The organism is Cupriavidus phytohabitans, from assembly GCF_000426345.1.
Lineage (GTDB): Bacteria > Pseudomonadota > Gammaproteobacteria > Burkholderiales > Burkholderiaceae > Cupriavidus.
The window spans coordinates 23434-35064 of sequence record NZ_AUFE01000057.1 but is presented as its reverse complement, the minus strand read 5'-3'; the positions used below and the strand labels follow the sequence as shown (position 1 = coordinate 35064).

The 11631-nt window shown below is 67.6% G+C and carries 8 protein-coding genes and 1 pseudogene; 3 read left to right on the top strand and 6 right to left on the bottom strand.

Going from position 1 to position 11631, the window contains the following annotated elements:
- The 4 genes and pseudogenes from K309_RS37610 to K309_RS0127405 all read right to left on the bottom strand — a co-directional run.
- Positions 1–285, bottom strand: a pseudogene (locus K309_RS37610) (RND transporter); the annotation flags it as partial.
- Positions 286–380: 95 nt separating this feature from the next.
- Positions 381–3566, bottom strand: coding sequence for an efflux RND transporter permease subunit (locus tag K309_RS0127415; RefSeq protein ID WP_029049354.1), 3186 nt, complete (start codon positions 3564–3566; stop codon positions 381–383).
- Positions 3567–3685: 119 nt separating this feature from the next.
- Positions 3686–4930, bottom strand: coding sequence for an efflux RND transporter periplasmic adaptor subunit (locus K309_RS0127410; protein ID WP_029049353.1), 1245 nt, complete (start codon positions 4928–4930; stop codon positions 3686–3688).
- 182 nt (positions 4931–5112) lie between these two features.
- Positions 5113–6075, bottom strand: a complete 963-nt coding sequence (locus K309_RS0127405; RefSeq protein WP_029049352.1) for an alpha/beta hydrolase — start codon at positions 6073–6075, stop codon at positions 5113–5115.
- Positions 6076–6479: 404 nt separating this feature from the next.
- On the opposite strand from K309_RS0127405, the gene K309_RS0127400 reads away from it, so the two are divergent.
- The 3 genes from K309_RS0127400 (at position 6480) to K309_RS0127390 (ending at position 9905) form a co-directional block, all read left to right on the top strand.
- A complete protein-coding gene (locus K309_RS0127400; RefSeq protein ID WP_029049351.1) occupies positions 6480–7415 on the top strand; it encodes a LysR family transcriptional regulator in 936 nt (311 codons plus the stop codon).
- A 129-nt stretch (positions 7416–7544) separates the two neighbouring features.
- On the top strand, positions 7545–8138 hold the full coding sequence (locus K309_RS0127395; protein WP_029049350.1) for a superoxide dismutase family protein: 594 nt from the start codon (positions 7545–7547) through the stop codon (positions 8136–8138).
- Between the two features lie 195 nt (positions 8139–8333).
- Positions 8334–9905 (top strand): phospholipase D family protein, encoded by a 1572-nt coding sequence (locus tag K309_RS0127390; protein ID WP_029049349.1) that lies wholly within the window; start codon positions 8334–8336, stop codon positions 9903–9905.
- Positions 9906–9917: 12 nt separating this feature from the next.
- On the opposite strand, the gene K309_RS0127385 is transcribed toward K309_RS0127390, so the two are convergent.
- The gene (locus K309_RS0127385) at positions 9918–10181 is read right to left on the bottom strand and encodes a hypothetical protein (RefSeq protein ID WP_029049348.1); all 264 of its coding nucleotides are present in this window, start codon (positions 10179–10181) and stop codon (positions 9918–9920) included.
- A 189-nt stretch (positions 10182–10370) separates the two neighbouring features.
- Entirely contained in the window at positions 10371–11630 is a 1260-nt protein-coding gene (locus tag K309_RS0127380) for a M20/M25/M40 family metallo-hydrolase (RefSeq protein ID WP_029049347.1), read from the bottom strand.
- Position 11631: the final 1 nt, after the last annotated feature.

Sequence of the window (11631 nt, the reverse complement as noted above, 5' to 3'; positions counted from 1 at the left end):
CGCGGCGATGGCGAGATCCTGGTTGGATTCGCCCGCGGCGGCGATCAGGCGGTCCAGCTCGGCGTCGCCGAAGATCTTCCACCATTCGCCGCGATGCTGGCCTTCGGCCGGCGTCGCGGTCTTCCATTGCGCGCCTTCGGCCTGCGCGGCCTCGGCTTCCTTGTAGGCCGGCACCGTGGCGGTCTCCGGCACCTTGTAGGTCGGCGCCAGCGAGCAGCCGGCCAGGATCAGCGCGGCGGCCAGCGTGGCGATTCGGGGCAACTGCCTTGTGATGTGGGCAATCATTTTGGGATTTCCTTGACTGTTCTGTGCTCTGGCGGGTTCAACGCCACCGAGGTAGCTCCCCTCTCCCGCTCGCGGGAGAGGGGAGCAAACACGCGCTATTCAGCGGACGCCATCGCCTGGTTTTCCACCGACGCCGACGCCTTACGCCGCTCCCCCCGCGTAGCAAACAACCGCAGCGCCACATAGAACACCGGAGTCAGGAACAGCCCGAAGAAAGTCACGCCGAGCATGCCCGCGAACACCGCCACGCCCATCGCATGGCGCATTTCCGAGCCGGCACCGCTGGACACCACCAGCGGCACCACGCCCATGATGAAAGCGAACGACGTCATCAGGATCGGGCGCAGGCGCAGGCGGCTGGCTTCGATCGCGGCCTGCACGACGGTGCGGCCGTGATGCTCCAGTTCGCGCGCGAACTCCACGATCAGGATCGCGTTCTTCGCGGATAGCCCCACCAGCACGATGAAACCGATCTGCGTGAAGATGTTGTTGTCGCCTTGCGTCAGCCACACCCCCGTCATCGCCGCCAGCAGGCTCATCGGCACGATCAGGATCACCGCCAGCGGCAGCGTCAGGCTTTCATACTGGGCAGCCAGCACCAGGAACACCAGCAGCACGCACAGCGGGAAGATCCACACCCCCGCATTGCCGGCCAGGATGTCCTGGTAGGTCAGCTCGGTCCATTCGAACTTGATGCCCTTCGGCAGCGTTTCGGCGGCGATGCGCTCGGCGGCGGCCTGCGCCTGGCCCGACGAAAACCCGGCCGCGGGCCCGCCGTTCATGTCGGCAGCCGTGAAGCCGTTGTAGCGCACCACGCTGTCCGGGCCAAAGCCCTGCTTCACCTGCACCAGCGACGACAGCGGCACCATGTCGCCGGCGGCGTTGCGCGTCTTCAGCTGCAGGATGTCCTCGGCATGGGCGCGGAACGGCGCATCCGCCTGCACCTTGACCTGGTAGGTCCGGCCGAACTTGTTGAAGTCGTTGACGTAGGCCGAGCCCAGGTAGGTCTGCAGCGTGTCGAACACTTCCGTCACGGGCACGCCAAGCTGCTTGGCCTTGACGCGGTCCAGCTTGACGTCGAGCTGCGGCACGTTCACCTGGTAGTTGCTGAAGATGCCGGTCAGCTCGGGCGTGGCGCGCGCCTTGCTGGCGAACGCATTGGTCGCCTCGAACAACGCGTCATAGCCCAGCGCCGCACGGTCCTCGATCATCAGCTTGAAGCCGCCGATGGTGCCGAGGCCCTGCACGGGCGGCGGCGGAAACACCGCGATAAAGGCATCCTGGATCGCCGCGTACTTCTTGTTCAGGTCCGCCGCAATATTCGCACCCGACAGTTCGGCGCTCTTGCGCTCCTCGAACGGCTTGAGCGTGGCGAACACGATGCCGGCGCTCGGGCTGTTGGTAAAGCCGTTGATCGACAGGCCCGGGAAGGCCACTGCCGATTCCACGCCCGGATGCTTCAGCGCGATCTCGCTCATCTTGCGGATCACGTCCTCGGTGCGGTCCAGCGTGGCGCCGTCCGGCAACTTGGCGAAGCTGACCAGGTACTGCTTGTCCTGCGCCGGCACAAAACCCTTGGGCACCAGCTGGAACACGCCCCAGGTCAGCGCCAGCATCACCGCGTAGACGCCGAACACCGAACCCTTGCGGCGGATCACACCCTTCACCCCGCGGCCATAGCTTTCCGCGCTGCGGCCGAAGAAATTGTTGAAGCGCTTGAAGAAGCCGCCGAACACGCGGTCCATGCCGCGCGACAGCCAGTCCTTGGGCGCGTCATGGCTCTTCAGCAGCAGGGCCGACAGCGCCGGCGACAGCGTCAGCGAGTTGAACGCGGAGATGATGGTCGAGATCGAGATCGTCAGCGCAAACTGCTTGTAGAACTGCCCGGTCAGGCCGGTCATGAAGGCCAGCGGCACGAACACGGCGATCAGTGTCAGCGCGATGGCGATGATGGGGCCGCTGACCTCGCGCATGGCCTTGTAGGTGGCCTCCTTCGGCGTCAGCCCTTCCTCGATATTGCGCTCGACGTTCTCCACCACCACGATCGCATCGTCAACCACGATACCGATCGCCAGCACCAGCCCGAACAGCGACAGCGCGTTGATCGAGAAGCCGAACGCATGCATCAGCCCGAAGGTACCGACGATCGACACCGGCACCGCCAGCAGCGGAATGATCGATGCGCGCCAGGTCTGCAGGAACAGGATCACCACCAGCACCACCAGCGCGATGGCCTCGAACAGCGTATGCGTCACCGCCTCGATCGAGTGGCGCACGAACTGCGTGGGGTCGTAGACGATGCTGTAGTCGATGCCGTCCGGGAAGTTCTGCTTCAGCTCTTCCATGGTCTTGCGCACGTCATCCGAGATCTGGATGGCGTTGGAGCCCGGCGCCTGGAAGATGGGGATCGCCACTGCCGGCTTGTTGTCCAGCAGCGAACGCAGCGCGTACTCGGATGCGCCCAGCTCGATGCGGGCAACATCCTTCAGGTAGGTCACGGCGCCGTCCGCCGAGGTGCGCACGACGATATCGCCGAATTCCTCCACCGTACCCAGGCGGCCCTGGGCATTGACCGACAACTGCAGGTCGGCACCCGGCAGCGACGGCGACTGGCCGATCACGCCGGCCGCCACCTGCACGTTCTGCTCGCGGATGGCCTTGATCACGTCGCTGGTGGCGAGCTGGCGCTCGGCCATCTTCTCGGGATTGAGCCATACGCGCATGGCGTAATCGCCCGAGCCGAACAGCTGCACCTGGCCCACGCCCTGGATCCGCGCCAGGCGGTCCTTGACGTTGATCACCGCGTAGTTGCGCAGGTACGTCATGTCATAGCGGTCGTTGGGCGAGACCAGGTGGACCACCATGGTCAGGTCCGGCGAGCTCTTGACCGTGGTGATGCCCAGCCGGCGCACGTCTTCCGGCAGGCGCGGCTCGGCCTGCGACACGCGGTTCTGCACCAGCTGCTGCGCCTTGTCCGGGTCGGTGCCCAGCTTGAAGGTCACGGTCAGAGTGAGCAGGCCGTCGCTGTTGGACTGCGACGACATGTAGAGCATGTCCTCGACGCCGTTGATTTGTTCTTCCAGCGGCGAAGCCACGGTTTCGGCAATCACCTTGGGGTTGGCGCCCGGATACTGCGCGCGCACCACCACCGACGGCGGCACCACTTCCGGGTACTCCGAGATCGGCAACTTGAACATCGAGATGGCGCCAATCAGGAAGATCAGCACCGACAGCACCCCCGCGAAGATGGGGCGGTCGATAAAGAATTTAGAGAGATTCATGTTGGTCTCTGCCTGCATTGGCCTGCGTTGGCGTAGCACGTCCCCTGGCGGCCCGCCGCGGCGGGCGCCATCCACATCTACGGGGAAGTGCTAGCGTTTTTCTGCTGTCGGTAGGCGGATCAGCTCACCGGCTTGCCGTCGTTGCCGTCGCCCTTGCCGCTCGCAGCCTGCTTGCGGTCAGGCGCTGCCTGGCGCGGCTCCAGCTCGCTGCGATAGGCCATGGCCACGGCCTTGGGCTGCACCGTATCGCCCGGCCGCACACGCTGCAGCCCGTTGACGACGATGTTCTCGCCCGGCTGCAGGCCCTTGCGGATCACGCGCAGCCCTTCGTAGTTCGGCCCCAGCTCCACCTCGCGGTAGACCAGCTTGTTGGCCTTGTCGACCACCAGCACGAACTTCTTGCCCTGGTCGGTGCCCACCGCACGGTCGTTGACCAGCACCGCCGCATGCGGCGCGCCGCCGCCCATCTTGACCTTGGCGTACAGGCCCGGCAGCAGGCGGCCATCGTCGTTGTCGAACACGGCGCGCACGCGGATCGTGCCGCTGCGCGGATCGAGGCGGTTGTCGACCGACTGCACCTTGCCTTCATGCGGATGGCCGTCCTCGTTGGCCAGGCCCAGGTACACCGGCAGCCCGTTCTTGCCACCGCCGGCGCCCGGCGCGGTATAGCGCAGGTAGCTCTGTTCGTCGATCTCGAAGCTGGCGTAGACCGGCGACACCGACACCACCGTGGTCAGCGGCGGCGCCGACGCGCCCGGTGCCACCAGGTTGCCCACGGTGATCTCGGCGCGCGACACGCGGCCGGCCACTGGCGCGGTGATGCGGGTATAGGTCAGGTTCAGGCGCGCGGCTTCGAGCTGCGCCTGCGCGCCACGCACGTTAGCGCTGGTCTCGCGCGCGGCGTGGATGCGCTCGTCGAACTCGCGGCGCGAGATCGCGTTGTCATCCAGCAACCGCTGTGCGCGTTCGCCCTCGCTCTTGGCGTGCGCAGCGCGAACCTGCGCGGCGGCCAGCGCGGCTTCGGCGCGTGCCACTTCCGCGGCATAGGGGCGCGGGTCGATGGTGAAGAGCGGATCGCCCTTCTTCACCAGCGCGCCTTCGCGGAAATGGACCGCATCGATGTTGCCGCCCACGCGAGGACGTATCTCCACGCGCTCGACCGCTTCCAGGCGCCCGGAGAACTCGTCCCACTCGGTGATGGTCTGTCCCACCACGGCGGCGACTTCGATCGGCGGCGCGGGAGGCGGGGTATTGGCATGGGCCTCGCCGCTGTGCCACGGGCGCAGGACCGAACCGGCCACGCCGGCACCGAGCACCACGACGATGGCAAGGGCAATCAGGGTACGTCGCTTATGCTGCTGCATTTCTCAAACTCCTGTTCGGGTTTTCTTCAACCGGAAAAGCAAATGGCCGAACGCCGCCTGCCGGTCCGCGCGGGCGGACCGGAATCGAGTCAGATTGGATAGTCGGACTTAGGGCCGCCCATGCAAACCGGCGGACCTGGCTCTGGCCGATACAGAGCCGGCTGGCGATTGGCTGGAGCGGCTCAGCCGGCGGGCTTGGCTCCAGGCCGGCTGGCGCTTGCATTTGCAAATGCGCCAGCCTGGCGTTCGGTCAGGGGTGAGGTATCGTCGGCCGCAGCCAGACATCGCTGCAGGAACCGCGCACCTTCGTCGACCCATGCCTGACACGCGTCATGGGCCTCTTCCACGCCGTCGCCACAGGCGCCGGGCATGATCATGGCCTGGGCCGGCACACCGGCCTTGCCCAGCCGCTGCGCGAAGGCTTCGCCTTCCGCTCGCAGCGTATCCTGTTCCGCGACCTGGACCAGCGTGGGCGGCAGCCCGGCCAGGCGCGAAGCCATCGCCGGCGCGGCATAGGGATGCACGCTGTCCGCCGGCGTCGGCAGGTAATCGCGATAGTTGCAGGCCATGCGCCGCAACGTTTCCATCAGCACCTGCCCGCTGCCGAAGCCCGCGCACGACGCGTGCTGCAGGCACGGGTCGGTCACCGGCCGGATCAGCCACTGGCCACGCGGCTGCGCGGTGCCGCGGTCGCGCAGCATCTGCGCCAGCGCGATCGCCAGGTTGCCGCCGGCTTCCTCGCCCACCAGCGCGAAACGGGTCTTGTCCAGCTTCAGGCGCCGGGCATTGCGCAGCACCCATTGCACCGTGCTGTGCGCGTCTTCGGGCGCGGCCGGGAAAGGGTTCTCGGGCGCCAGCGAATAGGCCGGCGTCACCACCACGGCCGGCACTGCCCTGGCCAGGTCCTGCACCAGCTTGCGCGCCCGCTCCAGGCCGCCATCGACAAAGCCGCCGGCATGCAGGTACACCAGCCAGGGCAGCCAGTTGGCGGCCTCGGCGCCCGGCGCGGGATAGCCCGGCGGGTAGCACACGCACACCGCGATCTCGCGGCCGTCGCTCGTTACCGTATGCTCGGCCACGCGCGGCTCGCCCTGGCCGGTGGCGGCGGGAGCGGCATTCTGGCGTTGGCCTGGCTTGTCTGGCATGGCGTCCGGCGCACGGGAAAAACAATGCGCTTGAGTGTTGCGATGCAACGGATTATGGTGATTGACGAGGATGGGATAAAGCGAGAGATCGCTAATGCACTGTTCCGGGATTGGAATAATCGGGAGCATTGCCACGGATGCATTGGAATGATCGAAACCCCACGCGTGACAGGGTCATCGGAAATGTGATTCACTCCAGCTCCTGGCACGCATGGCGATCCGCAACCCTGTCTTTCATTCGTTGCGGGCGCTGCACGCCCTGACAAACCCACGCCGGCCCCGCGCCCCCGCGCACCCCGGCGCCAGCCAGCCGGCAGCACTCCCCCAATCACAACAACAAGCCACGCCGTGCGCGTCACGAGCGCGCGCGGCACGCCGTTCGGATCTATCGTCGGAACCTCATCATGGACCGTCTCGTATCAATGCAGGCATTCACACGGGTCGTGGACGTCGGCAGCTTTGCGCGCGCCGCCGAATCGCTGGACCTGCCCAAGGCCACGCTGACCCGCCTGATCCAGAACCTGGAGACGCACCTCGGCGTCAAGCTGCTGCACCGGACCACACGCCGCATCAGCGTGACCAACGACGGCGCGGCCTATTACGAACGCTGCGTGCGCATCCTGGCGGACGTGGAAGAAGCCGAGCAGTCGCTCACGCGGCAGAACAATTCGCCGCGCGGCACATTGTCGGTCGACACCACCGCGCCGCTTGCCAACCTGGTCCTCGTGCCCGCATTGGATGACTTCCTGCAGGCCTACCCCGACCTGAAGCTCGAACTGACCATCAACGGCAAGCCCATCGACCTGCTGCAGGAAGGCGTCGACGTGGTGTTGCGCGTGGGGATCCCGCTGGACGAATCGATGGTGGCCCGCCGCATCGGCCACGTAAAGCTGGCGTTCTACGCTTCGCCGATCTACCTGAACCGCGCCGGCACGCCGCGCGACCTCGCCGAGCTGGCGCAGCACAAGGCGGTGAACTACCTGTCCAACCGCAACGGGCGCGAAATGCCGTGGCCGATGGCGCGCGGCATGGAGCGCAGCGAGGTGCTGCTGCCCTCCGCGATCTCGACCAACGATGCCGAGGTCTACGTGGGCTGCACGCTGGAGGGCCATGGCATCGCCCGCATCTCGCGCGCGATGGCGGAGCCGTATGTGGCCAGCGGCCGGCTGGTCGAAATCCTGTCGGACTGGCAAACCGACGAGCTGCCGATCTCGGCGATGTATCCGCAGAACCGTCACCTGTCGGCCAAGGTGCGGGTGTTCGTCAACTGGGCGGCGGACCTGTTCTCGCGCCACCCGCATTTTGGTGCGGGACAGCAGCGCCTCGCGGTGGCGGCCTGACCTGCTTTCTGGCGCAAGCTGCAAGCGCCGGGCATCCGAAACGTGCCGAATAGGACAAAACCGGAAGCCGCGAGCGCGTTGCCCGACCTATACTGTTTCATCCGAAATCACGACGAGAAGAGGATTCCGATGAAACCAGTGCTTATCCCCCTGGCCGCCTGCGTTGCCGCGACCGTGGTGCTGGCCGGCTGCGCCGGTTCCGGCAAAAGCGCCTCGGCCTCATCCAGCGCCACGGGCGCCACCGCGGCCGCCGCGGCCTCGGCCGGCACGAGCGGGGCCCGCGCCGCAGCGCAACTGCAGCCCAAGAGCGGCACCAATACCGCCGGCACCGTGACCTTCCAGCAGCAGCCCGGCGGGGTACTGATGACCGCCTCGATCACGGGCCTGCCGCCCAATACCGTCCATGGCTTCCACGTCCACGAAAAGGGCGACTGCTCGGCGCCCGACGCGATGAGCGCCGGCGGCCATTTCAACCCGGGCGGCAAGCCGCACGGCCAGATGACCATGCCCGAGCACCATGCCGGCGACATGAACAACGTCACCGCCGACGCCAACGGCAACGTGCGCGTCAGCATGCTGCTGCCGTCATTATCGGTCGGCACCGGCGCCAACAGCGTGATCGGGCGCGCAGTGGTGGTGCACAAGGATCCGGACGACTACAAGACGCAGCCGACGGGCAACGCAGGGGGGCGTATTGCTTGTGGGGTAGTGGCAGCATCGTAAGCCGCAAGCGTTTCGAACCCTGTCGGTGTTCTCCCTCTCCTGCTCGCGGGAGAGTGGCGGGGTCGGGCCGGTGTGTCAAAGAAGTTCGCGCGCCGGCATAGCGATTGCCGGAAGCCAGACACCGCGCCGGCATGGCAACATGGCGGACATTGCCGCCACGCGCGGCCCCGCTCGCGGGACGCGCCGACCATCGCCATGCCATTGCCGACAGACGCTGCGTTCGTGCCCCACCACCGCCTGCACGCCAGTTCGCTGCTGCTGTGCTGCGCCACCCTGCTGGGTGGCTGCGCGCTGCCGCCACTGGACCACCGCACCGAATCCACCGCCATCACGCCGGCCGAGGCCGCGGCCACTCCGCTGGGCCGCGCGGTCGCGGCCGCGCTGGCCGGCCATTCCGGGCTCAGCGGCATCCACCCGCTGAACAACGCCTACGCAGCCTTCGCCGCGCGCGTGCACCTGGCACGCACGGCGCAGCGCACGCTCGATGTGCAGTACTACATCTGGCGCAACGACCTGACCGGCACGCTGCTGCTGGAGGCGCTGCACGAGGCCGCCGGCCGCGGCGTGCGCGTGCGGCTGCTGCTCGATGACAACGGGCTGTCCGGCATGGACGAGCTGCTCGCGGCCATGGACGCGCATCCGCAGGTCGAAGTGCGGATATTCAACCCGTTCGTGCTGCGCCAGCCCAAGGCGCTCAATTTCCTGACCGATTTCCGGCGCCTGAACCGGCGCATGCACAACAAGTCGTTCACCGCCGACGGCGTCGCCACGATCATCGGCGGGCGCAATGTCGGCGACGAATATTTCGGTGCCACCGATGGCGTGCTGTTCGCCGACCTGGATGTGATTGCGATCGGCCCCGCCGCCGCCGACGTGGCGCAAGACTTCGACCGCTACTGGGCCAGCGCCTCGGCCTACCCGGTGGACCGGCTGGTGCCGCCGGTCAGCATGGAGCGCCTGCACGAGCTGGCCGGCAGCGCCCGCGCGGTCGAGCAGAACCCGGCCGCCGGCGCCTACCTTGCCGCGCTGCGCGAGGTGCCCGACGTGCAGCATATGCTCGACGGCACGCTGGAATTCGAGTGGGCCGCGACACGCATCGTCAGCGACGATCCGGCCAAGGCCCTCGGCGAGGCCTCGCGCAACACGCTGGTCGCGCACCAGTTGCGCGAGATCCTGGGCGAGCCCCAGCGCGAGCTGGACCTGGTCTCGCCCTACTTCGTCCCGTCCACCGCCGGCACCGCCTACTTCTCGCAGCTGGCCGAAAAAGGCGTTGCCGTGCGCGTGCTGACCAACGCGCTGGAGGCAACCGACGTCGCCGCGGTCCATTCGGGCTATGCCAAGCGCCGCAAGGCGCTGCTGGAGGCAGGCGTGGACCTGTACGAGCTGCGGCGGTCGGCGGCACCGGCCAAGGGCCGCGCCGGGCCGTTCGGCAGTTCCGGCTCCAGCCTCCATGCCAAGACCTTTGGCGTCGATGCCAGCCGCGTGTTCGTGGGCTCGTTCAATTTCGACCCGCGCTCGGCCAACCTCAATACCGAGCTGGGCTTCGTGATCGACAGCCCGGCGCTGGCCGGCCGAATCGAATCGACCTTCGCCACGGTGGTGCCGGAAGCGGCCTACCAGGTCAAGCTCGACGAGCAAGGCAAGCTGTATTGGCTGGAGCGGCGCGGCGACGAGGTGGTGCGCTACGACACCGAACCCAACACCAGCTGGTGGCGCCGGCTCGGCATCTGGTTCCTGTCGATCCTGCCGATCGAGTCGATGCTGTAGCCGCGCCGTTGTTCAGATCTGGTCGATCAGGCTGCGCACGATGTCGGCCAGCCGGCCCGCGCGCTGGCGGCCGTTGGCGTCCAGGTCCATGCCACTGCCGCTGGCGAGCGCCTTGAGGCCGAACAGGGCGTCGCCGACATCGCGCCAGCCCGGGTAATCGGCATGGATCTTCTCCAGCGCGGCGGCGCCTGCCGCGACTTGCGCGGCAGCCGGCACATTGCCGGCCGCCAGGTCTTCCAATGCCGAGGCGGCATCGAGCAGGCCTTTGCGGTTCATGCTGCGGTCTCCCCACTATGTCTTTGTCATGGCCGCCACTGGTGGCGGCCATGACACTGTAGCAGGATGCCGGGGCCAGTGGCCGGCCCCGCGCGCGGGGCACGGTGTCCTGAACGCATGCGAAGCGCCGCTTCGGCGCAGCCGGGTGCCATCCGCGGCACGCCGGTGCGGGGACTCAGTTACGCCTGCTCAGTTACGTCCAATATCCTCCAGGATCCGCGTCATCAGGTACAGCCGTGGCACGATCGAATCCAGCTCGATGTACTCGTCGCGCGCGTGGTAGCCGAAGCCCGCCAGGCCGAAGCTCTCCACCACAGCCGGCTTGCCCGAGCGCGCGGCATAGCTGGCGTCGGTGGCGCCGCCGGTGCCTTCGGCCAGCGCCAGGGTGCGGCCATCCAGCTCGGTGTAGATCTCCTGCGCGCGCCTGGCCAGCGCGCGGCCGCGGGCGTCGGCCACGAACGGCGGGCGCCCTTCTTCCATCGTCACCGTGGTCTGGGTGTCAGGCACCATCTGGCCCGACTTGACCTTGTCCTGCAAGGCGACTTTCAGCTTCTCGGCAGCGCCGTTGGCAGTGGTGCGCACGTCGCCGTAGGCCACCGCGCTTTCGGGAATCTGGTTGCGCACGGTGCCAGCCTGCGCCTGGGTCCAGTTCAGCTGCGAGCCGGGCACATGCGTGGCGACGTCGCGGGTCTGCTGCAGCTGGTAGGCCAGCTCGACCAGAGCATTGCGGCCGCGCTCGGGCGCGGCGCCGGCATGCGCGGCGCGGCCCTTGACCTGCATGGTGGCAGTGGCGGTGCCGGACGCCCCCAGCAGCAGCGACTCGGCCTTGACCACGTCCTTGGCGGCGGTGGGCTCGCACGACAGCACCACGTCATGCTGCGCGGCCAGCGCGGCAATGGTCTCGCCGGAGCCGACCGAACCCACTTCCTCGTCCGGGTTGAACAGCACGGTGATCTGCGCGTAGTCGCGCCAGCCCTTGTTCTTCAGGATCTCCAGCGAATGCAGGATGACCGCGATGCCGCCCTTGTCGTCGGCAATGCCGGGGCCGTAGAGCCGGTTGCCCTCCTCGCGGATCGGCTGCGTCGCCAGCGTGTTTTCCGGGTAGACGGTGTCCATGTGGGCGATCAGCATGATGCGGCGCTTGCCGTTGCCGATCAGCGTGCCCTTGACCATGGTGCCCGGACCCTTGGTGACCGGCACGCGCTCCACCTGGGCACCCAGTGCCTGCAGCCGCTTCTCGGTGTAGCTGGCCATCCGGGCCAGGCCCTGCGCGTTGGCGCTGCCGGATTCGATCGACACCATCTCCTTGAGCGACTGCACCACCGCCGGCTGGGCGGTGCGGGCGGCGGCCAGCAGCGCGGCATCGGGCTGGGCGGCAGCGGCCAGGTGGCCGGCGCCGGCAAGTGCCAGGGCGGCTGCGACTGCAACGTGTCGAACGGAAAACGGCATG

Bases quoted from the DNA above. Each gene is read 5' to 3' on its own strand.
- K309_RS0127380 (WP_029049347.1), bottom strand. From the start codon at position 11,630: ATGCCGTTTTCCGTTCGACACGTTGCAGTCGCAGCCGCCCTGGCACTT.
- K309_RS0127415 (WP_029049354.1), bottom strand. From the start codon at position 3,566: ATGAATCTCTCTAAATTCTTTATCGACCGCCCCATCTTCGCGGGGGTG.
- K309_RS0127400 (WP_029049351.1), top strand. From the start codon at position 6,480: ATGGACCGTCTCGTATCAATGCAGGCATTCACACGGGTCGTGGACGTC.
- K309_RS0127390 (WP_029049349.1), top strand. From the start codon at position 8,334: ATGCCATTGCCGACAGACGCTGCGTTCGTGCCCCACCACCGCCTGCAC.
- K309_RS0127395 (WP_029049350.1), top strand. From the start codon at position 7,545: ATGAAACCAGTGCTTATCCCCCTGGCCGCCTGCGTTGCCGCGACCGTG.
- K309_RS0127410 (WP_029049353.1), bottom strand. From the start codon at position 4,930: ATGCAGCAGCATAAGCGACGTACCCTGATTGCCCTTGCCATCGTCGTG.
- K309_RS0127405 (WP_029049352.1), bottom strand. From the start codon at position 6,075: ATGCCAGACAAGCCAGGCCAACGCCAGAATGCCGCTCCCGCCGCCACC.
- K309_RS0127385 (WP_029049348.1), bottom strand. From the start codon at position 10,181: ATGAACCGCAAAGGCCTGCTCGATGCCGCCTCGGCATTGGAAGACCTG.